This is a genomic window from Streptomyces verrucosisporus (genome assembly GCF_017114865.1).
Taxonomy (GTDB): Bacteria; Actinomycetota; Actinomycetes; order Streptomycetales; family Streptomycetaceae; genus Streptomyces; species Streptomyces fenghuangensis.
In genome coordinates this window covers 133,492-158,893 of the sequence record NZ_JADEYH010000013.1, presented here as the reverse complement: position 1 = coordinate 158,893, position 25,402 = coordinate 133,492, and the positions used below count along the sequence as shown (strand labels likewise).

The 25,402-nt window shown below is 74.4% G+C and carries 25 protein-coding genes, 2 pseudogenes and 1 riboswitch; of the genes and pseudogenes, 9 read left to right on the top strand and 18 right to left on the bottom strand.

Annotated elements, in window-relative coordinates:
- Window positions 1-60 precede the first annotated feature (60 nt).
- Window positions 61-669 carry a Uma2 family endonuclease gene (locus tag IQ279_RS16265; protein WP_206349250.1) on the top strand — a complete coding sequence of 203 codons (609 nt, stop codon included), beginning with the start codon at window positions 61-63 and terminating at the stop codon, window positions 667-669.
- A 105-nt stretch (window positions 670-774) separates the two neighbouring features.
- Window positions 775-1,338: a dihydrofolate reductase family protein gene (locus IQ279_RS16260; protein ID WP_206349249.1), complete on the top strand. Its 564-nt coding sequence runs from the start codon at window positions 775-777 to the stop codon at window positions 1,336-1,338.
- A gap of 192 nt (window positions 1,339-1,530) precedes the next feature.
- Here IQ279_RS16260 and IQ279_RS16255 read toward each other — a convergent pair whose 3' ends face one another.
- Window positions 1,531-1,731 (bottom strand): DUF397 domain-containing protein, encoded by a 201-nt coding sequence (locus IQ279_RS16255; RefSeq protein ID WP_206349248.1) that lies wholly within the window; start codon window positions 1,729-1,731, stop codon window positions 1,531-1,533.
- A gap of 2 nt (window positions 1,732-1,733) precedes the next feature.
- On the bottom strand, window positions 1,734-2,615 hold the full coding sequence (locus tag IQ279_RS16250) for a helix-turn-helix domain-containing protein (protein WP_206349247.1): 882 nt from the start codon (window positions 2,613-2,615) through the stop codon (window positions 1,734-1,736).
- Between the two features lie 199 nt (window positions 2,616-2,814).
- Here IQ279_RS16250 and IQ279_RS16245 point away from each other — a divergent pair, with 199 nt between their 5' ends.
- The gene (locus tag IQ279_RS16245) at window positions 2,815-3,246 is read left to right on the top strand and encodes an ATP-binding protein (RefSeq protein WP_206349246.1); all 432 of its coding nucleotides are present in this window, start codon (window positions 2,815-2,817) and stop codon (window positions 3,244-3,246) included.
- 36 nt (window positions 3,247-3,282) lie between these two features.
- On the opposite strand, the gene IQ279_RS16240 is transcribed toward IQ279_RS16245, so the two are convergent.
- From IQ279_RS16240 to IQ279_RS16225, 4 genes are read right to left on the bottom strand one after another with little or no spacing between them, the layout of a single operon-like run.
- Window positions 3,283-3,663 carry a PIN domain-containing protein gene (locus IQ279_RS16240; protein ID WP_206349245.1) on the bottom strand — a complete coding sequence of 127 codons (381 nt, stop codon included), beginning with the start codon at window positions 3,661-3,663 and terminating at the stop codon, window positions 3,283-3,285.
- Entirely contained in the window at window positions 3,660-3,959 is a 300-nt protein-coding gene (locus IQ279_RS16235; RefSeq protein ID WP_206349244.1) for a ribbon-helix-helix protein, CopG family, read from the bottom strand. Before IQ279_RS16235 ends, IQ279_RS16240 begins: the two co-directional genes overlap by 4 nt.
- A gap of 54 nt (window positions 3,960-4,013) precedes the next feature.
- Complete coding sequence (locus tag IQ279_RS16230) at window positions 4,014-4,712, bottom strand: LuxR C-terminal-related transcriptional regulator (RefSeq protein ID WP_206349243.1); 699 nt, start codon at window positions 4,710-4,712, stop codon at window positions 4,014-4,016.
- Between the two features lie 10 nt (window positions 4,713-4,722).
- On the bottom strand, window positions 4,723-6,012 hold the full coding sequence (locus IQ279_RS16225) for an ATP-binding protein (RefSeq protein ID WP_206349242.1): 1,290 nt from the start codon (window positions 6,010-6,012) through the stop codon (window positions 4,723-4,725).
- A 94-nt stretch (window positions 6,013-6,106) separates the two neighbouring features.
- Here IQ279_RS16225 and IQ279_RS16220 point away from each other — a divergent pair, with 94 nt between their 5' ends.
- Entirely contained in the window at window positions 6,107-7,714 is a 1,608-nt protein-coding gene (locus IQ279_RS16220) for a PspC domain-containing protein (protein ID WP_206349241.1), read from the top strand.
- Here IQ279_RS16220 and IQ279_RS16215 read toward each other — a convergent pair.
- The 6 genes and pseudogenes from IQ279_RS16215 to IQ279_RS16190 form a co-directional block, all read right to left on the bottom strand.
- Window positions 7,642-8,367, bottom strand: coding sequence for a hypothetical protein (locus IQ279_RS16215; protein ID WP_206349240.1), 726 nt, complete (start codon window positions 8,365-8,367; stop codon window positions 7,642-7,644). The genes IQ279_RS16220 and IQ279_RS16215 overlap by 73 nt on opposite strands.
- A 4-nt stretch (window positions 8,368-8,371) precedes the next feature.
- Window positions 8,372-8,737 (bottom strand): annotated as a pseudogene (locus tag IQ279_RS16210) (sigma factor-like helix-turn-helix DNA-binding protein); the annotation flags it as partial.
- Window positions 8,686-10,020 (bottom strand): hypothetical protein, encoded by a 1,335-nt coding sequence (locus IQ279_RS16205; protein WP_206349238.1) that lies wholly within the window; start codon window positions 10,018-10,020, stop codon window positions 8,686-8,688. The gene IQ279_RS16205 and the pseudogene IQ279_RS16210, both read right to left, overlap by 52 nt.
- Window positions 10,021-10,311: 291 nt before the next feature.
- Window positions 10,312-10,653: a hypothetical protein gene (locus IQ279_RS16200; protein ID WP_206349237.1), complete on the bottom strand. Its 342-nt coding sequence runs from the start codon at window positions 10,651-10,653 to the stop codon at window positions 10,312-10,314.
- Between the two features lie 2 nt (window positions 10,654-10,655).
- Window positions 10,656-10,868, bottom strand: a complete 213-nt coding sequence (locus IQ279_RS16195; protein ID WP_206349236.1) for a hypothetical protein — start codon at window positions 10,866-10,868, stop codon at window positions 10,656-10,658.
- A complete protein-coding gene (locus tag IQ279_RS16190) occupies window positions 10,865-11,113 on the bottom strand; it encodes a helix-turn-helix transcriptional regulator (RefSeq protein ID WP_206349235.1) in 249 nt (82 codons plus the stop codon). The genes IQ279_RS16195 and IQ279_RS16190 overlap by 4 nt, the downstream gene beginning before the upstream one ends.
- 136 nt (window positions 11,114-11,249) lie before the next feature.
- Here IQ279_RS16190 and IQ279_RS16185 point away from each other — a divergent pair, with 136 nt between their 5' ends.
- On the top strand, window positions 11,250-11,603 hold the full coding sequence (locus IQ279_RS16185) for a hypothetical protein (RefSeq protein WP_206349234.1): 354 nt from the start codon (window positions 11,250-11,252) through the stop codon (window positions 11,601-11,603).
- Window positions 11,604-11,699: 96 nt separating this feature from the next.
- Here IQ279_RS16185 and IQ279_RS16180 read toward each other — a convergent pair whose 3' ends face one another.
- Both IQ279_RS16180 and IQ279_RS16175 read right to left on the bottom strand, forming a co-directional pair.
- Entirely contained in the window at window positions 11,700-12,890 is a 1,191-nt protein-coding gene (locus tag IQ279_RS16180) for a C40 family peptidase (RefSeq protein ID WP_206349233.1), read from the bottom strand.
- A gap of 10 nt (window positions 12,891-12,900) precedes the next feature.
- Window positions 12,901-13,042: riboswitch (cyclic di-AMP (ydaO/yuaA leader) on the bottom strand.
- Between the two features lie 166 nt (window positions 13,043-13,208).
- Window positions 13,209-13,811, bottom strand: coding sequence for a DUF1707 SHOCT-like domain-containing protein (locus IQ279_RS16175; RefSeq protein WP_241028195.1), 603 nt, complete (start codon window positions 13,809-13,811; stop codon window positions 13,209-13,211).
- Between the two features lie 59 nt (window positions 13,812-13,870).
- On the opposite strand from IQ279_RS16175, the gene pcrA reads away from it, so the two are divergent.
- Complete coding sequence (pcrA, locus tag IQ279_RS16170; RefSeq protein ID WP_206349231.1) at window positions 13,871-16,402, top strand: DNA helicase PcrA; 2,532 nt, start codon at window positions 13,871-13,873, stop codon at window positions 16,400-16,402.
- A 57-nt stretch (window positions 16,403-16,459) separates the two neighbouring features.
- On the opposite strand, the gene IQ279_RS16165 is transcribed toward pcrA, so the two are convergent.
- The gene (locus IQ279_RS16165; RefSeq protein ID WP_206349230.1) at window positions 16,460-18,040 is read right to left on the bottom strand and encodes a M23 family metallopeptidase; all 1,581 of its coding nucleotides are present in this window, start codon (window positions 18,038-18,040) and stop codon (window positions 16,460-16,462) included.
- Window positions 18,041-18,357: 317 nt separating this feature from the next.
- Window positions 18,358-19,296, bottom strand: a complete 939-nt coding sequence (locus IQ279_RS16160; protein WP_206349229.1) for an esterase/lipase family protein — start codon at window positions 19,294-19,296, stop codon at window positions 18,358-18,360.
- A 304-nt stretch (window positions 19,297-19,600) separates the two neighbouring features.
- Between IQ279_RS16160 and icmB the strand changes: the two genes are divergently transcribed.
- Entirely contained in the window at window positions 19,601-20,011 is a 411-nt protein-coding gene (gene icmB, locus IQ279_RS16155) for a coenzyme B12-dependent isobutyryl CoA mutase small subunit (RefSeq protein ID WP_206349228.1), read from the top strand.
- Between the two features lie 79 nt (window positions 20,012-20,090).
- Here the strand turns inward: icmB and IQ279_RS16150 are convergent, their stop codons facing one another.
- Together IQ279_RS16150 and IQ279_RS16145 are read right to left on the bottom strand one after the other, a co-directional pair.
- Complete coding sequence (locus IQ279_RS16150) at window positions 20,091-21,725, bottom strand: DUF5691 domain-containing protein (protein ID WP_206349227.1); 1,635 nt, start codon at window positions 21,723-21,725, stop codon at window positions 20,091-20,093.
- Window positions 21,722-22,963 (bottom strand): SWIM zinc finger family protein, encoded by a 1,242-nt coding sequence (locus tag IQ279_RS16145; protein WP_206349226.1) that lies wholly within the window; start codon window positions 22,961-22,963, stop codon window positions 21,722-21,724. The genes IQ279_RS16150 and IQ279_RS16145 overlap by 4 nt, the downstream gene beginning before the upstream one ends.
- Before the next feature lie 221 nt (window positions 22,964-23,184).
- Between IQ279_RS16145 and IQ279_RS16140 the strand changes: the two genes are divergently transcribed.
- Complete coding sequence (locus IQ279_RS16140) at window positions 23,185-24,297, top strand: ATP-binding protein (RefSeq protein WP_372445156.1); 1,113 nt, start codon at window positions 23,185-23,187, stop codon at window positions 24,295-24,297.
- A pseudogene (locus tag IQ279_RS28030) lies at window positions 24,294-25,166 on the top strand (DUF5682 family protein); the annotation flags it as partial. The gene IQ279_RS16140 and the pseudogene IQ279_RS28030, both read left to right, overlap by 4 nt.
- Between the last annotated feature and the right edge of the window lie 236 nt (window positions 25,167-25,402).

Genomic DNA, 25,402 nt, shown 5'->3' with positions numbered 1-25,402 from the left:
TTCGAGCGGCGGGACGGGGTTTGCGGCAAGTCGTACCGGAGGCGTGATCACCATGGCGGCATGGACGATGTGGCGACCGCAAACGGAGTCGACGACGAGCCGTTCCCCGAGTGGCTGCGCCCCCCGCACCGGGGCTTCACCGTCGACGACCTCTTCCGCCTGACCGACCTCCCGTCCCACACCCAGCTCGTCGACGGCGCCCTGGTCTTCCCCGCCCGGCAGAGCCCGTACCACTCGCTGACCAACTCCCTGCTGCTGGAAGGCCTGCGCCGCACCTGTCCGGCGCATCTGCGGGTGCGACGGGAGATGGTGGTGGCACTCGGTCCCGGGCAGGCGCCCGAGCCGGACGTGTGCGTGATCCGCGCCGAGGCCGTGCAGGGGCTGGAGGCCAACCGCTACGACGCCCGGGACGTCGTGCTGGCCGTCGAGACCGTCGCCCCCGACTCGGCGATCCGCGACCGCGAACGCAAACCCCAGCTCTACGCGCGGGCGGGCATCCCGCACTTCTGGCTGGTGGAGGAGGGTACGGGCCGCCGTCCGGTGGTCCACGTCCACCGGCTCGACCCGGGGGCGGGGGCGTACGCCCTCACCGGCGTCCACGAGGGGCGGCTGACGCTCTCCGAGCCGTTCCGCATCGACATCGGCCTCGGCGCGATCGGCCGCGTGTAGTCCCGCGGCCTGTCCGTGAGCCGTTTTCGGAGGCGTTGTCAGTGGCGGCCTCTAACCTCTTCCCTGACACGGAATCAATCCGAGTGGATCCGAAGGGAAGCAGTCATGCGCAGGTTCAAGCTCCAGGTCCAGGTCAGCGTCGACGGCTACATGGCCGGGCCGAACGGCGAGATGGACTGGATGACGTTCCCCTGGACCGACGACATCGGCGCCCACATCGACGCGCTCACCAAGTCGGTCGACCACATCGTGCTGGGCCGCCGCCTCGCCGAGGGATTCATCCCCACATGGGCGGCCGGTCCCGAGGGCGAGACCGAGGAGTCCATCGCCTGGATGAACGGCACGCCCAAGACCGTGATCTCCGACTCCCTGGCCGAGTCGCCCTGGGAGAACGTCGAGGTCGCCGGCGGCGATCTCACCGAGACGATCGAGCGGCTGAAGGCGCGGCCGGGCGGGGACATCATCACCTACGGGGGCGGCACCCTCGTGCGGGACCTGATCGCCCGGGGTCTGCTCGACGAACTCCACCTGTTCGTCAACCCGACCGCGCTCGGCGCCGGGATGCCCGTCTTCCCCGACACCGGCTCCCACCACCGGCTCGGCCTCGTCGCCGTCCGGCCGTTCGACTGCGGGATCACCGCGCTGCACTACGAGCCGAAGCGTTCCTGACCGGTGCGGACCCCGCCCCACCTCTGGGGGGTGGGGCGGGGTCCGCGCGGCGTACACGCTCAGCCCTTCCGGCGGCGGTTTCGGGGAGCAGGAGGACCGTCCGGTGCGGTGTCGTCCGCCCGCGCCGCCGTCCGTGCGCTCACCTCGCGCCGCCGGTGTTGTCGCACCGCCCTGCGCAAGGGGGCGACGGGGTTACGCGGCCCGTTCCTCCCCGCCGCGCAGCGTGGAGAGGAACGCGGCCCAGGCGGTGGGGGACAGGCGTATGCAGGGGCCTGCGGGCTCCTTGGAGTCGCGTACGGCCACGGTGGTGGCGACGTTGTCGGCCACCTCGACGCACTGCGAATCCGGCTGGCCACCGCTGTGACTGGACTTGCGGAACACGAACTCGGACACCGCTACATCTCCTTACGGACGCTGTCGATCAGCTTGCTGGAGTCGCGTTGCGCCAGGCTCAACCGGGCAATGCGGTCGAAGACGGAGCTGTGATGCCGGGCATCCGCTTCACTCTCCAACCACAGCTTGACGGCGAGCGTATCGGTGCGCACTACGTCCAGCGCTCCGGCCTCCGAGAAGGACAGTACGGTGAAGGCGCTGGTCATACCAGGGTGGGCGCCCACTCGATAGGGCAACACCTGGACGCGGACATGAGGGAGCTCCGCCATCTCCATCAGACGGCCGAGCTGGGCACGCATGACGCTGCGACCGCCCACCAGTTGGTGCAGGACGGCCTCATGCATGATCGCCCAGAGCTGTAGGGGACGCTTCCCCGTGAGTCGGTCCTGTCGCTTCATGCGGGCTTCCACGAAGGGTTCGACCTCTTCGATGTCGGCCCAGTCGTGGTTGCCGACAGCCAGAGCGCGGGCGTAGTCCGGCGTCTGCAACAGGCCCGGTACGAAGGACAGCTCCCAGGCGCGTACCTGGTCGGCCATCTCCTCCAGCGCGAAGTACTCGGCCATGGCTTCAAGCTGTGGGTACTGGTCCCACCAGCCCTTCGCCTTGCGGCGGTCCCGGTCGGCCTTGGCCAGCTTGAGGAGCCGGTCGACGACGGCTTCATCGTCCACGCGGTAGAGATGGCACAGCGCACGGACGTCGGGGTCCCGTATCGGCACCAAACCGCGCTCCATCTTGGCGACCTTCGCCACCGAGCTGGTGAGAGCCTCCGCCGCGTGTGGCTGCCGGAGTCCGCATGTCTCGCGCATGCGCAGCAGCTCACCACCGAGCCTCCGGCCCAGCACCGTGGAGACGGTAGCCCCACGGTTTGCACGTCTGTCCGTCATGTCTGCCTTCCTACAGGGCGGTTGAGCGCACGCACAACCGAGGCGCCTGCAAGCCGAAGTCAATCACGAGAAATATTTCTGCAGATCTAACTTGATGCGCCTAGTAATTGAGCGGTACCTTCAGTGTGTAGCCGGTCACTCTCCGGATCTGACCCCCGCCGTTCGAGGCGGCGTTCTCCCTCACGAAGGCGTGATCACCATGGCCGTGTTCCACCCCTCCTCGGCGGCTGTCCTCAAGGAGGACAAGCTCGACTACACCCCGTTCCCCAGCAGCGTGAGCCTGGCCCGGCGCCGGACCGCACGGCTGGTGGGTGAGTGGGGGCACCCCGGCGCGGCCGGGGACGCATCGCTGATCGTCAGCGAACTGGCCGGCAACGCACTGCTGCACGGCCGCGTGCTGGGACGGCTGTTCCGGGTCCACTTGATGCTGACGGCGTCGGTGGTGCGCATCGAGGTCAGCGACGCACGCGGGGAGCAGTGCCCCGAGCCCAGGAGCCCGGCCGGCGACGAGCAGTTCGGCCGGGGCCTGCTGATCGTGGACGCCCTCGCCGCACGCTGGGGCGTCACCCCGCGTACGGTCGGCAAGACGGTCTGGGCCGAGATCGGTCTGGGGCGGACGCGGAGTGATTGACGGCGGGACGCGCCCCGGCGCACTTCCGCCGGGGCGTCAGCGGGGTACGGCAAGGAGTGGAACGCCGAACCCCTTGTACTCCTCCGGCTCCGTGGTCGCGATCTCCCAGCCGGTGGTGATGCCGGTGGCGACCGCGTGGAGCACGGGCCATCCCTGCTCGGGAAAGAGCGTTGCGGCGATACGGCCCATCACATCGGCGGAGAGTCTGTCGACACTCGCGACCTCCACCGCGGGAAGCTGCGCGAAGTGTGCGGAGATCCCCGGGCGCTGCCGTGTGGCCTCCGCCAGACAGAGCGCGGGCACGCTGACGCTGTAGAGCGGGTCCTCGTGCGCTGCCACGATGAACCCCGAAAGCCGGCGGTTGCCGCCTCCGGCGGCGAGCAGCGCATGGTGGTCGAAGACGATGCCCTCGTTCACGCCGCGGACGCTCCGGAGCCGCGCCGGGCGGCCGTCCTGGCCTTGCTGGCCGCCAGCATGCCGCGGGCCTCGACGAGCTCCTCCTCGGTGAACTCCTGTCCGCCGAGGAAATTCTCCTCGATGTAGGCGCGAGCGCGTTCCGCCTGCCGCCGGCGCTCCAGCCGGTGGCGCAGGGTTTCGTTGACCACGGAGGAGATGGAGGAGGCCTCGCCCTGGTGGATGAGGTGTTGAAGCCCTTCGAGGACGTCCGAGTCGAGAGTGACGGAGATCGGCTTCTTGGGCTTCTTCTCAGGCATGATGCGATTTTATCGCATGCCCATGCCGGTCAATCGTGTAAACGGGAGGGTCCCTCACACCAGGCGGCGGGCGGTGGCCCAGCGGGTGAGCTCGTGGCGGTTGGAGAGCTGGAGCTTGCGCAGCACCGCCGAGACGTGGCTCTCGACGGTCTTGACCGAGATGAACAGCTGCTTGGCGATCTCCTTGTAGGCGTAGCCGCGCGCGATCAGGCGCAGCACCTCGCGCTCGCGCTGGGTGAGGCGGTCCAGGTCCTCGTCCACCGGCGGGGCGTCGGTGGAGGCGAAGGCGTCCAGGACGAAGCCCGCCAGGCGCGGGGAGAACACCGCGTCGCCCTCGGCGACCCGGAAGACGGCCCGGACCAGGTCCGCGCCGGTGATCGTCTTGGTGACGTAGCCGCGGGCGCCGCCGCGGATGACGCCGATGACGTCCTCGGCCGCGTCCGAGACCGACAGGGCCAGGAAGCGCACCGGGCGTTCGGGGTCGGCCATCAGCGTGGCGCTGCGGCGCAGCACCTCCACGCCGCCGCCGCCGGGCAGATGGACGTCGAGCAGGACGACGTCGGGGCGGGTCGCGGTGATGACGGTGACCGCCTGGTCCACGTCGGCGGCCTCGCCGACGACCTCGACCCCGGTCTCGGCGGTGTTCCCGATCTCCGCCTGGACGCCCGTGCGGAACATTCGGTGGTCGTCCACCAGGACCACCCGGGCCCGGTGCTGCTCCTGCGGCCGCTCCCGGCGCTGCTCCTCGTTCATGCTTCCGTCCTCATGTGTCCGCCCTCTCCATCTCCAGCTCCACCACCGTGCCGCCCTCGGGGGCGGAACGCAGCACCGCCGTACCGCCGTTGCGCCGCATCCGGCCGATGATCGACTCCCGTACGCCCATCCGGTCCTGCGGCACCGACTCCAGGTCGAAGCCGGGGCCGTGGTCGCGCACGGAGACGAAGACCGTACGCCCCTCGACCTCGGCGAAGACCTGCACCGGGCCGCCCTCGCCACCGTACTTGGCGGCGTTGACCATCGCCTCCCTGGCGGCCTGGAGCTGCGCGTTCAGCCTCTCGTCCAGCGGGCAGTCGCCGACGCAGACCACCTCCACCGGCACCCCGTGGTGGTCCTCCACCCCGGCCGCGGCCGCCCGCACCGCGTCGGCCAGGGTGTCCGGCCCCTCCTCCTCGTCCCTGCCCGTGCCGCTCGGCCTGTAGAGCCAGGCTCGCAGCTCGCGCTCCTGGGCGCGGGCGAGACGGGCCACCTCGCGGGGGTTGTCCGCGTTGCGCTGGATCAGGGTGAGGGTGTGCAGGACGGAGTCGTGGACGTGGGCGGCGACCTCGGCCCGCTCCTGCGCCCGGATGCGCATCAGCCGCTCCTCGGACAGGTCCTGGGTGAGGCGGACCAGATACGGTCCGGCCAGCAGCGCCGTGCCGACCAGCAGCGCCAGCGACGCCTGGAGCACCGTGCCCAGGTGCGGGCCCAGGCCCCGGGTGACGGCGAAACCGGTGATGCCCACACCGACCAGGAGGGCGCCCGCCGCGCTGCGGGCGATGGGCAGCAGCCGCCTGCGGCGGCTGACCTCCGCCCAGTGGGCCCGCCGGGAGTTGTCCGCCTGCCGCCAGACGACGGCCACGCCGACCCCGGCCAGCAGCAGCGGCCAGACATAGGCGTTCGCCTCGCCGAACTGGAGGTTGGAACCCAGCGAGGCCAGCGCCACGACCAGCACCAGGACCGCCAGGAGCTGGCCCTTGTCGGGCCTGCGGACCTGCCGCGGTCCGTCCGCCTTCCTCGGCGCGCCCCCGACGCCGCCCGCGCCCAGCGGCACGAAGAACCAGAAGGCGGCGTACAGCAGGGCGCCCAGCCCGTTGGTCATGAACAGCACGAGGAAGACGATCCGCACCCAGGAGACCGGCACGCCCAGATGCCCGGCCAGCCCGCGTGCGACACCGCCGAGCAGCCGCCCCTCGGAGCTGCGGTAGAGCCTGCGCAGGGGTGGGGACTCGGCGGCGGGCGGCGGGGCGGTGGTGGTCACGGCACGATCGTCACACGGACGGGTGGCGCGGGGCATCAGGGTCGGTCCCTGATCCGGCCCGGAGAACTCAGGGTCGCCTCCGGGACGCCCCCTGATGTCCGGGGGCGGGCGGCACGCCACCATGGTCCCCATGACAGACGCCCAGCCGCCCTCCGGCGAGCCCCGGCCGGACGCGCCGGAAGCCCCGGAAACCCCTCAGGCCCCGGACGCCGGGGCGCGGCTCACCCGCAGCCGCCGGCACAAGGTCGTCGCCGGGGTGTGCGGCGGTCTGGGCCGCCACTACGACCTCGATCCGGTGATCTTCCGTGTGACGCTGGCCGTGCTGTCGGTCGTCGGCGGTCTCGGCCTGCTCTTCTACGGCTTCGCCTGGCTGCTCGTCCCGCTGGAGGGCGAGGACGAGAACGAGGGGCGGCGGCTGCTGACGGGCCGGGTGGAGGGCACCACACTGGGCGCGGTGCTGTGCGCGCTCGTCGGCAGCGGACTGCTGCTGAACTCGCTGGGCAGCGGCGACGGCGGTACGCAGACGTTCTCCGTACTGCTGGCCGGGGCCGTCGCCGGGGCGGCCTACTGGTCCCGGCACCGGCGCCGCACCGCGGCCGCGGAGGAGCAGGGGAGCCCGGCGGACCCGATGACGGCGCACGCCGTCGCCGACGCGCCCCCCGAGGCCCAGGCCCCGCCCGCGCCTGCCGGGCCGTCGTGGTGGCGCGAGCCGCTCACGAAGGACGGGCCGCCGCAGACTCCGGCGGACACCGGGTACCTGTGGGGGCCGGAGGACGAGCCGTCCGTCGGCCCGTACGCGGGAGCGTCCCCGTACGCGAGCGCGCCCCCGTACGCGGGAGCGTCCCCGCACGGGGAGGAGGCGCCGGGCGGGCACAAGTGCGGCACCGGTCGGCCCGGCGCGCCGCGCCGGCGCCGGCCCATCGGCGGCCCGCTCCTCCTGCTGGCCCTGACCGCGGCGGTGATCGGCGCCGCCGCCGTCTGGCACACGCAGCCGCTGGGCGTCGCGCTCTCCGTCGGCCTCGGCTCGGCGCTGGGCGTCTTCGTCCTGGGCGCGCTGGTCAGCGTCTTCTACGGGCGGATCGGCGGGGGGACGTTCTTCGCGATCATGTGCACCGGTCTGCTGCTGGCGGGTTCGATGCTGCTGCCGAGGGACATCACCACCGACTGGGCGGACCGGGCGTGGAGCCCGGCGAGCGCGGCGGCGGTCCAGGAGCGGTACGAACTGGGCACCGGCTCGGCCCTGCTCGACCTCTCGGGAGCGAGTCCGGGCGAGGGCCGGACGCTGAGCACGGTGCTCGACCTGGGCGCGGGCGAGGCGCGGATCACCGTCCCCCACGACGTCGAGGTGAAGCTGACCGTCGACGTGGGCGTCGGCGGCTACCGGCTCGCCGGACCGCCCGGGGACGGCGGCTGGGGGACCGCGCAGGGAGGCGGCATCGGGATCGCCGAGCGGCGCACACTGCCCCCGGCCGAGGACGGCGGTCCGGGAGGCACGCTGCGGCTGACCGTCCGCGTCGGGGTGGGCGAGGCCGTGATCGTGCAGCACCTGCCGGACGGGGTGGCGGAGGAGGGGGACGGCCCCGGTAGGCCGGAGGAGGGGCCGGTGAAGGAGCCGGTGGGGATCGCGGGCGGCGGTGCGGTGTGCGCCCGGCCGCCGGACGGCCGTCAGCCGGGCGGGTCGGTGAAGGAGCCCCGGACGGTGTGCTCGCCGTCCGCCGCCGAGGCGGTCGCGGTGTAGCCGTCGCCCGCCGTCTCCCGCGCACCGGCCGCGTGGTCGTACTGGGCCGCGAAGACGTGCCGTCCGGCGGGGACGGTCCGGCCCTCCTTCAGCGTCCAGCGGTAGACCAGCGCGCCGCCGCTCTCGCGCGCGGTGACGGTGAAGTCGTCCTCGGGCAGGGTCCGCCAGCTCCCGGTGTGCCGTACGCCGCCGGTCCGGGCAATCCGCACCTCCAGCACGAGAGAGGTGAGGGGCTCGCAGGTGGTGAGTGTGACGTTGCTCTGCGCCCAGTAGGCGTCGCTGTGGGGGTCGACGGCGCCCTCGGAGCGCAGCGGCCCGCTGCTCGGTGCGTCAGGGGCCCGGCCGGCGGGGGAGGACCGTGCGGAGTCCGGGCCGGGCGCCGCCGGGAGCGGGCCGGTGGCCACCTCCCGCGCCGGGCCGTCCTCGCGCACCGGGGAGGTGAGGGCGTGGGCGCCGGCGAGGAGTGCCGCGGTCGAGGCCACGGCCACGAGGGCGACGCGGGGCCACGGCACGCACCGCGCCCGGAGGCGGCACCGGCCCGAGCCGCCTCCCGGCCCGGCGGAGACGGCCCGGCTCACCCGTGCGTACATGCGCGCCCGGTCCGGCCGGTAGGAGCCGGCCTCTTCCCGCAGCAGCTCGTGCAGGGGGTCCATCGATTCAGTGCTCTCTTCCCACCAGTTCGCCGGCGGCCCGGGTGCCCAGCAGCCGGCGCAGCTCCGCCATGCCCTTGGACGTCTGGCTCTTGACGGTACCCACCGACACGCCGAGGGCGAGCGCGGTCTCCTTCTCGGAGAGGTCCAGGGCGTAGCGGAGCACCACGCAGGCGCGCTTGCCGAAGGACAGCCCCGCCAGGGCCGTCCGCACGTCCACGACGGCCGCCACGTCCGGATCATCCACCCGCTCGGGGCGGTGGAGGCGGGACAGCGCCATGCGGCGCCGCTCGCGTACGGGCGCGGCTTTCCGGAGGTCCGTCAGTCCAGGACGTCGATGGAGTAGCGGTTGGTCTCCACGCCCGCCGCGGTGATCACCTGCACCTCCACCCGGCCGGGCTCGACGTCCACCGGCACCGGGACGGTCAGCACGGTGTCGGCCGGGTTGGCGAAGCCCCCGGCCACCGGGACCAGGGGGACGTGGACGTGGACGGCGCCGATGCGCACCGTCGTCCGGGCCAGCCGGTCCGGCGCCTCCGCGCCGGGCGGCACGAGGCCCGAGCCGCGGATCTCGATGTCGTCGCCGGTGCGGATCGGCGAGTCCAGGTCGCCCACCTCGCGGGAGCGGACGACGGACAGGATGACGGGCCGGCCGCCCTCGGAGTACTTCCCGGCCAGGTACGTCAGCGCCGAGATCGCCACCAGCAGCGCCAGCCCCCAGGGCAGATCCGGCAGTTCGCCGGGCCGGCGGGCCAGCCGTACCGCCGCGAGGACCGCCGCCACCGAGCACACCGCCACGTACTGCACGTCCGTGAAGGAGCCGCGCCCGCCGTCGTCGGTGAGCAGATCGGCGGCGCGCGGCCGGTCGGCGCGCACCTTCTGCAGGCGCTGCGCCCGCACCCGCAGCGCGACGGCCCGGTGCACGGTGACGGCGACCGCGCAGCACAGGGCGAGGACGGCCAGCAGTCCGGCGCCGCGCCCCAGATCCAGGCCGGCGAGCAGCCGGGCGGGCGCGTCCGCGCCGGGCGCGAGGGCCAGTCCGACGGCGACGACCAGCACGGAGTACGAGGCCAGCAGCACCCAGACGGCGGCGACCGTGCGCGAGGTGGACAGCCGCCCGTCCTCGCCGGTCACCGGCGCCAGCACCCCGCCGCGCGCCCGGTGCAGCAGCGCGGCGGCGGTCAGCGCGGTGGCGCAGACCAGCGCGGCGGCCAGCCCGGCGGTGCGCCCGGTCGTCCAGCCCGCGCCGAGCACCGCGGTGACGGCCTGGCCGGCCAGCAGCAGCACGACCGCGCCCCAGACGGCGGCGGCGGTGCGCCGCCAGAGCCCGCCCAGCCGGAAGGCGGCCTCCGCGCGGGTGTGTTCGGCGACGGTGCGGGCCGCCTGGGTCAGCTCGTCGGAGACCCACTGGCGGGAGGCGCCGGGCGAGTGGGCGAGGGCCGCGGGCACTCCGACACCGGCCGCGAGTTCGTCGCGCCGCCGCCGGAAATCGGCCAGTGCGCGTCGGCGGCCCTCCCGCACCCCGTGCGGGCAGTCCGTGCAGGCGCAGCCGCCGTCCCCGGCCGGCGAAGTGCCGCCCGCCGCGCCGGACGGCCTCGCCGTCCCCTTCGGGGGCGCGCTCGCCGTACCGCCGCCCCGCGCCGTGTCCACGGCCACTGTCGACCCACCTCTCCCCGGCTCTCCCCGAGCCGCCGACTCTTCGGCAACGGGAGGGAATTGTGCCCTACGGGGAAGGGGGCCGGGGTGGTGTTCCCGGCTGTCCCCGGCTGTTCTGCGGTCCGTTCCCGGCCCGCCCCGGCTCGTTCCGGCCTTGTCTCCCCGGGCGCGGAGGCCGGTTCGCGGGGGCGGCGGGGAGGGGAGGCGCCTGCGGGAGCGCCGCGCGTCCACCACCCGGACGAGTGAGCCTCCCCGGCGGACGGTGTGCCTCCCGAGGGTGAGGCAGTGCGTTCAGCCCTCCCCGGCCGACCGCTCGGCCGGTTCCTCGGTCAACTCCTCGGCCGGTTCGTCGAGTGCGGACAGCGCGGCCGCCCACAGCGGCAGCAGCCAGTGTGCGACCAGCAGGACGAGCACGGTCCCGGCCAGGGTCCGGACGGAGATCGCCTCCTCGTCGCCGAAGGCCGGGAGCAGCCACAGCAGCGCGGCCAGGTGCAGGGCGAGGGAGGTCCGGTGGGCCAGGACGAAGGCCCGCCCGCGCTCGGCGTGCTGGCGCTCGTCCAGCACCCGGGCGCGCAGCTCCAGCAGGCCATGGGTGGCGAGGTTGAGCGCTCCGGTGACGAAGCACCACGCCACCGTCAGCAGGAGGAGAGCGGCGAGCGCGCCCCACCGGGGCCCGCGTCCGCCGACGGGGCCGTCACCGGCGCCAGGACGGCGAGCGCGGCGGCGGTCAGGGTGACGTGCGCGGCGACGAGGCCGCGCCGGCGCGCACGGGTGGCGTGGAGGCGCCGGTGGCGCGGGGCGTTCATCAGCCGCAGCATGCGCCGGTCGTGGCGCGTGATGGTCTTCATACCGGTTTCCTCCCGTAGACCTCGTCGGTGAGCGGGCGGAAGGGCTCCAGGGAGAACAGCGCCTCGACGGGCAGCTCGAAGAAGGCGGCGATCCGCAGAGCCAGGTCGAGGCTCGGGTTGTAGTCGCCGCGTTCGATGTAGCCGATGGTCTGGTAATGGGCGCCGACCGCTTCCGCCAGGTGTCGGCGGGAGACCTTCCGCTCCGCCCGCACCATGGCCAGCCTGTTGTGCACCTGCTCGCCCATGTATAAGAAGTACTACATTCCTGAGTGCTCGGGCAACAGCGAGCCGGGAGACATGCGGATGCCGTGGGGCCGGGCGGGGACCGAAGCCCGCCCTGGCCGACGGGGGAGCGGGGACCCCCGGATACGCTCGCGTGCCATGGAGGCACTCACACACTTCTTCGTCGGCCTGCACATCGTCGGCATCGGCGCCCTGCTCGGCGGCTTCATGACCCAGATGAAGGCGATGGGGGCCGGCGAGGCGCGTATCGTCCCGGCGATGCTGCACGGAGCCCTCACCATGCTGGTCACGGGCATCGCCCTGGTCGGCCTGAACGAGGCGGACGGCCAGGCCGTCGACCACGTGAAGATCGGCGTGAAGCTCACCCTGCTGGTGGTGATACTCGGCCTGGTCTACGTCAAGCGGGACGAGGAGCGGCTGCCCGCGCCGCTGTTCGGCACCATCGGCCTGCTCACCCTCGCCAACATATTCATCGCCGTCATGTGGGTGTAGCCGGCGCGCGTACGGCGGGCGGAGGGCGGAGGGCGGCGGTGCGAGGCACCGCCGCCCTCCGTACGTCTCGGGACGGTTCGTCCCGGTCCGTTCGTCTCAGGCCGGCCGGACCGCGCTGTGGAAGGGCATGTGGTCGACGGACTCGTAGCGCACCTCGGCGCCCGGCTTCGGCGCGTGGATCATCTGGCCGCCGCCCGCGTAGACGCCGACGTGGCTGATGTCGTCGTAGAAGAAGACCAGGTCGCCCGGCCGCATGTCGGCCCTGGCGATCCGGGTGCCCGCCTCCACCTGGTCGTAGGTGGTGCGCGGCAGTGAGACGCCGGCGCTGAGCCAGGCGGCCTGGGTCAGCCCCGAGCAGTCGTAGGAGTTGGGGCCGGTGGCGCCCCAGACGTACGGCTTGCCGAGCTGGGCCTCGGCGAAGGCGAGCACCTTGTCGGCCTTCGCGGTGTACGAGCCGTCCACGGTGCCGCCGGTGCCGGTGTCCGTGCCGCCGGTCCCCGTGTCCGTGCCGCCGTCCGCCGGAGCCTCGGCCTGCTCCTCGCTCCCGGCGGCGGCCTCGCGGCGGGCCTCCTCCTCCTGGCGCTCGCGTTCGGCGGCGGCTGCGGCCGCCTTGCGGCGGGCCTCCTCCTGCCGCTTGCGCTCGGCGGCGGCCAGGCGCGCCTTCTCCTCGGCGGTCAGCTCGGACAGCAGCTCGCGGGCCTGGGCCAGCTTGCCCTGGACGGTCTTCTTGGTGTCCGCCAGCTCCTTCTGGGCGTCGGTGAGCTCGGCCAGGCTCGCCGAGGCCTCCGAGCGCTTCTTCCGGGCGGCGCGCTGCTCGTCCTTGTAGTCGTCGACGGCCTGCCGCTGGCGGTCGGTGATCCGGTCCATCAGGTGCTTCTGGCCGAAGAAGTCCTGGGGGTTGTCGGACAGGAGCAGTACCGCGGTGCCGGAGACCCCTCCGGTGCGGTACTGCGCGGTGGCGTAGCCGCCCAGCTTCCGGCGGGCGTCGTTGAGCTTGTCCGCGCGCTCGGCGGCCTCGTCGAGGAGCCGGTCGACCTTCTCGCGCTGCCCGTCCGTCTTCTCCTTGGCCGCGTTGTACTTCTGCGTCGCGCTGCCCGCCTCCCGGTACAGCGCGTCCACCCGCTCGCGGACCTCCTCGATCGAGGGCCTGTCGTCCCCGGGCGAGGCATGGGCCGGGCCCTGGGACAGGAGGGTCGCGGAGGCGATGGCCGCGGTGGTGAGTCCGACCGCTCCGCGCCGGGAGGAGTGGGACAGCAGGGGAGTACGCGGTCTGCGGTGCGACGCCAAGGCGAGCGCTCCTTCCGTGGAACACCGCCTACCGGGTTAGCTGACGGGTTCGGGCGTCGGAAGTCCGCCCTACGGGCCCGCGGGCCCGATTCACCCCGTGGGGAGTGGGTCCCCGGCCCCGGCCGCACGGCCGGGCTCGGCGGAGGCCGCCCGTGCCGACGCTGTCGCCGGCGAGGGGTCCGGGCCGCCCGACGCTGGACCGTAGAGCACCGGTGGGGCTCCTGTGAAGACTGGTGCTCGGTATATCCCGAAACCGATTCGTTATCGGTCGGTTATCGTCCGTTTCGGGAGGCCCGGCCGCGGCGGGGACGGCGGCGCTCAGTCGCGGGAGCGGCGCCCGGGCCAGCGGTACGGGTGGCGCACGACGATCGTCCCCACCTTGGAGCCGCCACTGATCCGCAGCACCGGCATGCCGGGCACGGGCGGTTCGGTGGCCCGGTTGCGCACGGAGCCCATTCCGGAGGTGACCCCCTCGGCCCGCACCGTCCAGCCGCGCGGCACGACGACCCTGATCTCACCCATCCCCGCGTCCAGTTCCACGAAGACCTCGCGGTGCCGGCACTCAGCCCGCGTGAAGTCGAGCACGATCCGCCCCAGCGTGGTCTTGGCGGTGATCCGCTCCGGCACCACCCAGTGGCCGTCCTGCCGGACGTCCCCGGCGACCGTCCTGAGCGCCAGCGGTTCCCGGTCGCCCGGGGCCAGGCCCGCGGAGTCCTGGCCGGGCAGATCGGCCACCAGCGCCTCCAGATCGCCGTAGGTCTTGGCGGCGAACGCCTTCTCCAGCCGCTCGTCCAGCTCCTCCAGGTCGATGCGGCCGTCGCCGGCGGCCTCGCGCAGCCGCTCGGCCACCGCCTCGCGGTCGGTGTGCCCGGCGCGCAGTTCCGAGCCGGGACGGGGGCGGGGCGCGGGGACGTCGGTCATGCCCGCCATCTTAGGAGCGCCGCCCCGCCCGGCGGCACGGCGTCCTAGACTCGACGGCGATGAGCAGCCTCTTCGACGACAGCTTCCTGGCCGACCTCGAGCCCTCCGGGGACGAGGAGCCGCCGCCCCCGCCGGAGGAGGCGTCCGCGCCGCCGGAGGAAGGCGTCCCCGACGACCTCTTCGCGGGCGCCTTCGGCACCGGCGGGGCGCGCGACGCCCACTACGGCAACGGCGCGGCCCGTCCCGTCGTCGACCCGGCCGCCCTGCTGGAGGGGCTCAACGACCAGCAGCGCGCGGCCGTGGTGCACACCGGCTCGCCGTTGCTGATCGTCGCGGGCGCCGGATCCGGCAAGACGCGGGTGCTCACCCACCGCATCGCGCACCTGCTGGGCGCGCGCGGCGTCCACCCCGGGGAGATCCTCGCGATCACCTTCACCAACAAGGCCGCGGGCGAGATGAAGGAGCGCGTGGCGGAGCTGGTCGGCCCGCGCGCGCAGTCGATGTGGGTCTCCACGTTCCACAGCGCCTGTGTGCGCATCCTGCGGCGCGAGAGCAAGAAGCTCGGCTTCACCTCCAGCTTCTCGATCTACGACGCCGCCGACTCCCGCCGTCTGATGGCGCTGGTCTGCCGGGACCTGGAGCTGGACCCCAAGCGCTTCCCGCCCAAGTCGTTCAGCGCCCAGGTGTCGAACCTGAAGAACGAGCTGGTCGACGAGGAGGACTTCGCGGCCAGGGCATCCGACGGCTTTGAGAAGACGCTGGCCGAGGCGTACACGATGTACCAGGCGCGGCTGCGCGAGGCCAACGCCCTGGACTTCGACGACATCATCATGACGACCGTCCACCTGCTCCAGGCGTTCCCCGACGTCGCCGAGCACTACCGCCGCCGCTTCCGCCACGTACTGGTCGACGAGTACCAGGACACCAACCACGCCCAGTACACCCTGATCAGGGAACTGGTGGGCGTGGACGGCGGCGCGGGGGAGACGGCCGGCGCGGAAGGGGGTGCGACCGGAGGCGGGCGCGCCGAACTGTGCGTGGTCGGCGACGCCGACCAGTCGATCTACGCGTTCCGCGGCGCCACCATCCGCAACATCCTCCAGTTCGAGGAGGACTACCCGGACGCGACCACCATCCTGCTGGAGCAGAACTACCGCTCCACCCAGACCATCCTCTCGGCCGCCAACGCCGTCATCGAGCGGAACGAGAACCGCCGCCCGAAGAACCTGTGGACCGACGCCGGGGCGGGCCCGCGCATCACGGGCTACGTGGCCGACACCGAGCACGACGAGGCGCAGTTCGTCGCCGAGGAGATCGACCGGCTGACGGACGCGGGCGAGGCGAAGGCGGGCGATGTCGCCGTCTTCTACCGCACCAACGCCCAGTCCCGTGTCTTCGAGGAGGTCTTCATCCGGGTCGGCCTGCCGTACAAGGTCGTCGGCGGGGTGCGCTTCTACGAGCGCAAGGAGGTCCGCGACGTCCTGGCGTACCTGCGGGTGCTGGCCAACCCCGAGGACGCGGTGCCGCTGCGCCGCATCCTCAACGTCCCCAAGCGCGGCATCGGCGACCGGGCCGAGGCGATGATCGAGGCGCTGGCGCTGCGCGAGAGGATCACCTTCCCGCAGGCGCTGCGCCGGGTCGACGAGGCCTACGGCATGGCGGCCCGTTCGGCCAACGCCGTCAAGCGCTTCAACGCGCTGATGGAGGACCTGCGCACGGTCGTGGAGTCCGGCGCCGGGCCGGCGACCGTGGTGGAGGCGGTGCTGGAGCGCACCGGATACCTGGCGGAGCTCCAGGCGTCCACCGATCCGCAGGATGAGACCCGGGTGGAGAACCTCCAGGAACTGGCCGCCGTGGCGCTGGAGTTCGAGCAGGAGCGCGGCGAGAACCCGGGCACGCTCGCGGAGTTCCTGGAGCAGGTGGCCCTCGTCGCCGACTCCGACCAGATCCCGGACGAGGACACCGAGGGCTCGGGCGTGGTGACGCTGATGACGCTGCACACCGCCAAGGGCCTGGAGTTCCCGGTCGTCTTCCTGACGGGGATGGAGGACGGTGTCTTCCCGCACATGCGGACCCTGGGCAAGACCAAGGAGCTGGAGGAGGAGCGGCGCCTGGCGTACGTCGGCATCACGCGGGCGCGCGAGCGGCTCTACCTCACGCGCTCGGCGATGCGCAGCGCATGGGGGCAGCCCGCGTACAACCCGCCCTCCCGCTTCCTGGAGGAGATCCCGGAGCAGTACCTGGAGTGGAAGCGCACGGGGCCGATGGCCGCGCCGGGCGCAGGGGCGAGGGGCGGAGCAGGGGGGCTGTCGTCGACGGCGTCCTCCCTGTCGTCGTCGCTGTCAGCCTCGTTCCCGTCCGGCCCGGCGGCCTCGCGGCGGCGCGGTCCGAGCGGCTTCGCCACGGGCCGGGCCAAGGACCGTCCGGCCGTCGCGCTGGAGGTGGGGGACCGGGTGACGCACGACAGCTTCGGGCTGGGCAGGGTCGTGGCCGTGAAGGGCAGCGGGGACAACGCGGAGGCGACGATCGACTTCGGCGGCGACAAGCCGAAGCGGCTGCTGCTGCGGTACGCCCCGGTGGAGAAGCTCTGAGGGAGCCGCGGGCCCCGGCCGGTGGCGCCGACGGCGCGTCGGCCGGGGCGGGTGGGATCAGGTGGGGTCGAGCCCCTGGGCGCGGAACCAGGGCAGCGGGTCGATGGCCGCGCCACCGGCCGGCCGCACCTCGAAGTGCAGATGGGGGCCGGTGGACTTGCCGGAGTTGCCCGCGTAGGCGATGGTGTCGCCGGCCTTGACGTAGCCGGAGCGGATCCGGGTGCTGCTCAGATGGCAGTACCAGGTCTCGGTCCCGTCGGGCGCGGTCACTATCGCCATGTTGCCGTAGGCGCTGTGCCACTGGGTCCTGACCGTGCCGTCGGTGGCGGCCATGACCGGGGTGCCGTAGGCGACGGGGAAGTCGATGCCCGTGTGCAGCGACACCCAGTTGATGCCGGCCTGCCCGTAGTACGCGCTGAGCCCGTGCTGGGCCACCGGGAGCGCGAACTTGGGGCGCATCGCCTCCTTGCGCGCCGCCTCGGCCGCCTTGCGCTTGCGCTCGGCCTCCTGACGCTCCTTGAGGTCGATGCGCTCCTGGGTGCGGCTGGCGCGGTCGGCGAAGCCCTCGGCCTCGTCGGAGAGCCCGGCGAGCTGGGTGTCGAGCTTGCTGTTGGCCGCCTTGGACTTGACCGCGGAGACGGCGTCGGGGGCGGCCTGGGCGGTGGTGTCCTCGGCCTCGTCGCCGGCGCCGCTGACGGAGGCGGCGGCCACGGCGGTCACGCCCATGACGCAGACGGACGGCACGGCGACGGTGAGCAGCGCCGAACGCTTCGGCCGTGCGGAGCGGCGGCGGCGCGAACCAGCCGGACGTGCCGGCGGCCCGGACCTCCGCCGATCCTCCTCGTGCTCCTCCGGCCCGGCCGGGCAGGGGAGGTCGAGAGGGTCGGAGGCGCCGGGCCGCTCGGTGGAGTCGGTGGGGTCGGCGGACTCGGCCGGTCCGTGACCGGGTTCGGGTTCGGGTTCGGGGAAGGCGCCGGTTCCGTCCGTGTCGGCGGAGGAGAGGGCACCGTACCCGGTGTATTCGCCGTACCCGGTGTATTCGCCGTATCCGGTGTGCTCGCCGTACTCGTACCGGTCGTACTCGCCGTTTTCGCCGTGGAGCCGTCCGTCGCCGGCCCCGGGCTCCACCGCGGGGTAGGAGCCGGAGTCGTCCCAGGAGCCGGTGGGGTAGCCGTCGTGGAGGGCGTGCTGCCCGGTGTCCCCGGACCAGGAGGTCTCGGGCGGGACCGCCGGGCCGGTGTGGACGCCCCCCGTGCCGTAGCCGGTCTCCGCCCAGCCGTGGCCGCTGCCGTCCGGGGACTCGGCGGGCTGCGCCGGGACGTGCGTCCAGGAGCCGGTGGGGTAGCCGTCGTGGGCGGCCTGCTGCCCGGTGTCCCCGGTCCAGCCGTCGCCCGAGGGGAACCGCTGGTCGGCGGGGGCCTGGGAGGTGTCGCCCGGCATCGCCCCGAAGAGGGGGTCGCCGTCGCCGTACGCGGTGCCGAGGGTGTCGGAGGTGCCGGTGACGTAGCCGTACGGGGTGTCCTGCGAGCCCTGGTGGCCGTACGCGGACTGGTCGTACGGGGAGCCGTAGGGGCCGTACGAGGAGTCGGCGGGGGAATCGGCGGGGGTCGAGACTCCCGACAGGTGACGGTCGTTCACCACCAACTTCTCTTTCGCCTCGACGACAGGGGCGGAGCAGTGCGGCGACTGTACCCGGCGGTATGCGACGGCGACAATCTTCGGCAGGTTTCGGGCGGCCGGGAAACGGGCATTCGGTCGCCTTTCGGTGGACTACGGATCAGTACTTGGCCGCGCGTTCGAAATAAGTTCGAATAAATTGGGTTCCGGAAGACGCCGAATCGGCGCCGGGGAGCCGGAAATTCCCGTGCGTGGACACGGAGATACGGATACACGGCGAAAACCGGCGGGAGGGCGCCCCGGGAAGCGGCGGCGCAGAAAGGCCGGCCGGGGGCCGGTCAGGCGGCCCCGGAGGATCCCCTCTCCGTTCGCCCCGCCCGCTCCCCGCGGTGCGGCGCCCCCGCGGCCAGTTCCCGCCGGACCCCGGCGGCGACCTCCCAGTGCGCCGGAAGCGTCAGATGCCCCAGACCGCTCACGCGCACACTGCGGGAATCCAGGTCGGGGTGGTCGAGCCGGGCGGTCTCCACGGGGACCATGAGCTGGTCCAGATCGCTCCAGAAGGCCACGAAGCGGGTGCGGCAGCCCGGCGCGGGAGCGGCCAGTTCCCCGATCACATCGGAGTCCGGCCGGAGCTGGCGCACGATCGGGTGGGCCGACATCAGCGGCGCCACCCGGGTACCGGAGTGCGGGGTGCCGAGGGTCACCAGGGTGCGGACGCGGGCGTCGCCGCCCATCCGCTGGGCGTAGTGGCGGGCGATCAGGCCGCCCAGACTGTGCCCGACCACGTCGATGCGGCGGCTGCCGGTGCTCTCGCAGACCTCCTCGACGTACTCCGCCAGGCGTTCCGCGGCGCAGCGCACGTCGCAGGTGAGGGGGGAGTAGTTGAAGGCGCGGATGTCGCGCCAGCCGTTGCGCACCAGTGAGCGGCGCAGCAGGGTGAACACCGAGCGGTTGTCGATGAAGCCGTGCAGCAGCAGAACGGGAGGGCAGCCCTCCCCCTCACGGCTTCCCGAGCCGCCCGCGCTCTCCTTCCCCCGCCTCCCCCCGGGCGGGGACCCCGGGCACACCCGCTCGTCCTCCTCGCCCGCACCCGCCGGCGGAGCCGGTGCGCACCGTTCCTGTGCCATGCCCGCGGGGTAGAGCAGGGTGCGGCTCGCCAGGGAGGCGGCCTCCAGCGCGGCGGCCCGCAGTTCGCGCGGGGCGAAGGGGATCAGGGACAGCGGCAGGGCGCCGAGGAACGAGGCGGACTGGAAGGGCAGCGCCCTGGTGACCCTCATGCCGTCGACCTCCTCCCGGTGGCACGCGCCGGGTATATATGGTCGTATGCCCCTTTGGAGGGGGGCTGATGCAGGGCGGACGCGGATCGCGGGAGCGCGGCGCCGCGGACCGCCCCGGAACCCGCCGTGAGCCCCCGCGGGGAACCGGCCGTGACGGCCGGAGTCCCGTGTGATTTCCCCCTCCCTCCTTACCGCGGAACTGCCGGGTGGGGGATGCTGGCGATAACGTTCGTTCACCGGGTGACCGCCCACTGACAGAAGGTCGGGTGGGACGGCCGGGCCGCAGTCGTTATGGGAGGCAGTGATGGGTGTGTCGGGTCCGATCCGCGTGGTGGTCGCCAAACCGGGGCTCGACGGCCACGACCGCGGCGCCAAGGTGATCGCACGGGCGCTGCGCGATGCCGGTATGGAGGTCATCTACACCGGCCTGCACCAGACGCCCGAGCAGATCGTGGACACCGCGATCCAGGAGGACGCCGACGCGATCGGCCTGTCCATCCTCTCCGGCGCCCACAACACGCTCTTCGCCAAGGTCCTGGAGCTGCTGCGGGAGCGCGACGCGGCGGACATCAAGGTCTTCGGCGGCGGCATCATCCCCGAGGGCGACATCCCGCCGCTCAAGGAGCAGGGGGTCGCCGAGATCTTCACCCCCGGTGCGCCCACCGGCGAGGTGGTTGAGTGGGTGCGCTCCCACGTGCGTTCCGTGGCCGCCTGAGCCCGGCCGGAGCGCGCGCGGGCGTACGGCCCGGCGCACCGGGCCGCTCTCCGGGAGAGCGCGGTGGAGCGGACGCGGCTCATACGCGGTCCCCGGCGGCCGGCCCCCGCGCGGGGCCGCCGTCCCCCGGCGGCTCGAGCTCCGCGAGCATCGTGGCGCGCAGACGGAGCGTGGCCACCAGCCGCTGGAACGCCTCGGCCCAGTAGCCGCCCGCGCCCGGTGAGCCGTCCTCGGGCTCGTCCGGGACCGCGGCCAGCAGGGCGAGGCGGCCGGCCTCGCCCGGGTCCAGGCAGCGTTCGGCCAGGCCCAGCACCCCGCTGAAGCTCCACGGATAGCTGCCCGCGTCCCGGGCGATCTCCAGTGCGTCCACCACGGCCCGCCCCAGCGGCTCGGCCCAGGGGACCGCGCAGACGCCCAGCACCCGGAAGGCCTCGGACAGGCCGTGGGCGGCTATGAACTCCGCCGCCCACCGCGCCCGCTCCGGGGCCGGCAGCAGCGCCAGCAGCTTCGCCGGGTCGCCCGGGGCCTCCGCCATCGGGGCGGACGGTCTGCGCAGCAGCGCCCGCGCCCAGGTGGTGTCCCGCAGACGCACGGCGGCCCGCGCCCAGGCGGCGTGCAGTTCCGCCTCCCAGCCGTCGGCGGCCGGCAGCGCCGTGATCCGGTCGGGCGTACGGCCGCCCAGATGCTCCGGCCAGATGTCCAGCGGTGCGGCCTCCACCACCTGCACCAGCCACCACGACCTCTCGCCGCGGCCCGGCGGCGCCCCGGGCACCACGCCGTCGCGCCGCATGCCCGGGTCGCACTCGTAGGGCGCCTCGACCATCAGCCGGTCCGGCCGGCCGGTGCGGTCCAGCGCGACGCAGGAGCGGGCCCGGGCCGCCATCCGCGCCGCGAGCGCGGAGGATGGCAGTGCCGACAGCAGCCCGGCGGCGGTGCTCCGGACGTTGCGGCTGCGGTCCGCCAGCGCGCGCTCCAGGAACTCCTCGTCCCCCGGCGACAGGCCCTCGCGCAGCGAGTCCAGGAACATCAGCCGGTCCTCGGCCCGCTCCTCGGCCCAGGTACCGGCCAGCAGCTCGCGGGCCGCCGCCGGATCACGGCGCCGCAGGGACAGCAGCAGCGCCGACCGCTCGGCGAACAGGCCCTCCTCCCACAGCCGCCGTACGGCGGCGCCGTCCGAGGTGTCCGCGTCCTGTGGGCCCTGCGGGCCCTGCGCGCCGTCCGGGGGCGGAGCGGGGCCGCGCCCGTGGCGGCCCCGCAGCGCGAACCGCCAGTCCGGGTTGAGCCGCGCCAGCCACAGGGCCCGCGGCCCTCCCAGGGCGAGCGCGCCCGCGCGCAGGTCCGTGCGCGCGCGGGCCGCGTCCAGCAGCGCGGGAAGCTGCCCGGCCGGGGCGCGGTAGCCGTGGGCGCAGGCGGCGGCCAGCCACTGCGGCAGCAGTTCGGCGAGGTCGGGCGCGGTGCCCCGGCGCCCGCCGCCCGCGCCGGGGCGGTCGGCGAGCAGCAGGGACAGCCGCCGGGCGGCGGCCGGCGGCAGCGGCGGGCGCGGGTCCCGCGGCGCCGGCTCCGGCCGGGGCGCGGCGGGGGCGGGCCGCAGCCCGGCCCGCCGCCGCACCGTCTCCACCGCGGCGGCATCCAGCAGCGCCTCGACCGAGCCGCCGGGCGGTGTGCGCCGCTCCGCGCCCAGCAGCGCGGCGCCGACCAGCTCCCCCCAGCTCACCGCGGACCGCCCGGCACGTCCGGTGAGGTGAGCGGCACGGCGGCCGCCGACTCCGATCCCGGCACCGCTTCCGGCGCCGACCCCGCCCCCGGCCAGACGGTGTACGGAACGAAACCCCGGTGGCCGCACTCGCCGAACACCGTGACCGGCTCGCCGCCCGAGACGGCGGCGAGCCGCCACATCCGGGAGCGCACCCCCGCCGCCTCCGCCACCGGCAGCGCGGAGCCGCCCTCGTCGGCCAGTTGCCAGCCCTCCCCGGCCGGCGCGGGCACCACGCCGGCCAGGACCGCCGGCCAGCCCTCCAGCCAGGGGTCGCCGCACAGCGCGGCGCCGTAGGAGTCCAGCGCGTCGTGCACGCCGGCCCCCGGGGGCCGGCCCCCGGGCCCGGGGGCCGCGTGCCGCTCGCCGAGAGCGGCACGCAGCGCCGGGGCGCCGGGGTAGTAGGCGAGATCGGCGTCCACCGAGCCCCCCACCGGCAGCGGCGGCTCCGGCAGCCCGCCGGCGGCGAACGACAGCACCAGTGCCGTGCGCCCGGTCCGCCGCCCGTACAGCCAGACCCGGCGTGCCGCGACCCTCCCCTCCTCGGTGTCGTGCCGGCCCAGGACCAGCCAGTGGTCGCGCACCACCGCGTCGCGGTCGGCCAGCACCTCGGCCGCCCGGGTGGTGATCCCCACCCGTGACCGCACGGTCGCGGCCAGCGGCTCCGGCAGCCCGCCGATGTTCACGAACCCCTGGCCCAGCAGGTGCAGCAGGGCGCACTCCTCCAGCATCCGGGACGGCCAGCCGGGGCCCGAGCCGGGGACGCCCGCCAGCTCCCGCACCCGGGCGGCCAGCCCGGGCGCCTGGGCGTCCACCATGCGGGCGGCCGTCTCCTCCCAGACGCCGCGGCCCGCCTCCCCCGCCGACCGCTCCATGTCCGCCAGACCGCCGCGCAGCAGGTCAGCCAGCCGGTGCTCCAGCTCGGTGGCGCCCGCCGCGATCCGCCCGGCCCGCCGCTCGGTGCGCCGCCGCGCCGCCTCCCGGCCGGCGGGGGCCGCCGCCCGCTCCCCGGCGCGGGCGGCGGCCTCCCTCCTCCCCCCGGCTCCTTCGGGCTCTCCGGCACAAGGCCGGCCTGCCCCCTCCCCCGCGGGAGCGGAGTCAGGCGCCTGCGCCTGCGCCCGCTCCGCAGGCCGCCGCGATCCCCCTGTGCTCATGTGCCCCTCGCTCTCCCCGTACGGACGCGTGATTGTCGTCGCCACCGATGCCGCATTCCTCACCGACCGGAAACACAAGATCGCTCTCTGTGCGGTGAACCATGTGGACGACCGTACGAGCCGCCACTGACAATCCGCCTCCGACCGTTTCCGGCCGTTTCCGCCCGTCCCCGAACGGCGTCCGGGCCCGCCGGGGGGCGGCCGCCGGATCGCCGCCGGGATTGTCAGTGGGCCCGTGCATCGTGGGACCGACACGCGAAAGCCGCATGCGAGGGGGAAACGTGACCGCCACCAGCGCACCGGCCGCTCTGCGGCCCCACGCCGAGGAGGCCTTCGCCGAGGAGCTGGGCGCCCTGGCCGAGGCGGACGACCGGCCGCGCCCCGAGCGGTGGAGGCTGTCGCCGTGGGCCGTCGCCACCTACCTGCTCGGCGGCACCCTGCCGGACGGCACGGTCATCAGCCCCAAGTACGTCGGCCCGCGCCGGATAGTGGAGGTGGCCGTCGCCACGCTCGCCACCGACCGGGCCCTGCTGCTGCTCGGGGTGCCCGGCACCGCCAAGACCTGGATGTCGGAGCACCTGGCGGCGGCCGTCAGCGGCGACTCCACGCTGCTGGTCCAGGGCACGGCGGGCACCGCCGAGGAGGCGGTCCGCTACGGCTGGAACTACGCGCGGCTGCTGGCCGAGGGGCCCAGCCGCGGGGCCCTGGTGCCCAGCCCCGTCATGCGGGCCATGTCCGGCGGCGCGGTCGCGCGGGTCGAGGAGCTGACCCGTATGCCGGCCGATGTGCAGGACACCCTGATCACGATCCTGTCGGAGAAGACGCTGCCGATACCGGAGCTGGGCGAGGAGGTCCAGGCCGTCCGCGGCTTCAACCTGATCGCCACGGCCAACGACCGTGACAGGGGCGTCAACGAGCTGTCCAGCGCGCTGCGCCGCCGCTTCAACACCGTCGTCCTGCCGCTGCCCGGGACGTCCGAGGAGGAGGTGGACATCGTGGCCCGGCGCGTGGAGCAGATCGGCCGCTCCCTGGACCTGCCGGTCGTCCTCGACGGCGCCGACGAGATCCGGCGGGTGGTCACCGTCTTCCGCGAGCTGCGCGACGGCGTCACCCTCGACGGCCGCACCAGGGTCAAGTCGCCGTCGGGCACGCTGTCGACGGCCGAGGCCATCTCGGTGGTCACCGGAGGACTGGCCCTGGCCGCCCACTTCGGCGACGGGGTGCTGCGCGCGGACGACGTGGCCGCGGGTGTCCTCGGCGCGGTCGCCCGCGACCCGGCCGCCGACCGGGTGGTGTGGCAGGAGTACCTGGAGACGGTCGTCCGGGAGAGGGAGGACTGGAAGGACTTCTACCGGGCCTGCCGGGAGGCGGGCGCATGAGCGTGCCCGGTACGGGGGCGGCGGTCGCCGCCCCCGGCGGAAGCACGGGCGCCACGGGTGCCGCGCCGCCGGGGCCGCTGCTGCTGGGTGTGCGCCACCACGGCCCCGGCTCGGCGCGGGCCGTCCTGGCGGCGCTGGACGCCCACCGGCCGGCGGTGCTGCTGGTGGAGGGACCGCCGGAGGCCGACGCGGTGGTGGGGCTCGCGGCGCACCAGGGGATGCGCCCGCCGGTCGCGCTGCTGGCCCATGCGGCGGACGACCCGGGCCGCGCCGCGTTCTGGCCGATGGCCGGATTCTCCCCGGAGTGGGTCGCCCTCCGCTGGGCGCTGGAGCACGGGGTGCCGGTTCGGTTCTTCGACCTGCCCGCGGCCCACACCCTGGCCCTGGGGGACGAGGGCGGGGAGGAGAAGGGGCCGGCCGGGGAGCTGCGCCTGGATCCGCTGCGGGTGCTCGCCGAGACGGCCGGCCACGACGACCCCGAGCACTGGTGGGAGGACGTCGTCGAGCACCGCGGAGTGCCGCCGGCCCGTACCGCCGGGGCCCGACCCGCCGATCCGTACGCGCCCTTCACCGCTCTCGCCGACGCCATGACCGCCCTGCGCGAGGCGCACGAGGGCGCCTCCGGCACTGCCGCGGGCGCCTCCTCCGGAGGAGGCGCGGGCCACCGGCGCGAGGCGGTGCGCGAGGCCCATATGCGGCTGCGGCTGCGGGAGGCGTGCGGCCGGTTCGGCGACGACCGGGTCGCCGTGGTCTGCGGCGCCTGGCACGTACCGGCCCTCACCGCCGGGACGACCGCCACCGCCGACCGGCGACTGCTGAAGGGCCTGCCGAAGGTTCGGACGGAGATCACCTGGGTGCCGTGGACCAACGAGCGGCTGGCACGGCGCAGCGGCTACGGAGCCGGGATCACCTCGCCCGGCTGGCACGGCAGCCCGGCCGGCTCCCGCCTCCCGGCCACCGCCGCGGAAGCGGCGGCCGCCGGGGCAACGGCCGTGGCGGCGGGAACGCCCGCGGCAGGGGCGGCTCCCGCCGTGCCCCGCGCGGCCGGGCCGCCTCGCCGGGGGCGGCCGTACGCGGCAGGACCCCCAGGGCCGTACGCACCCCC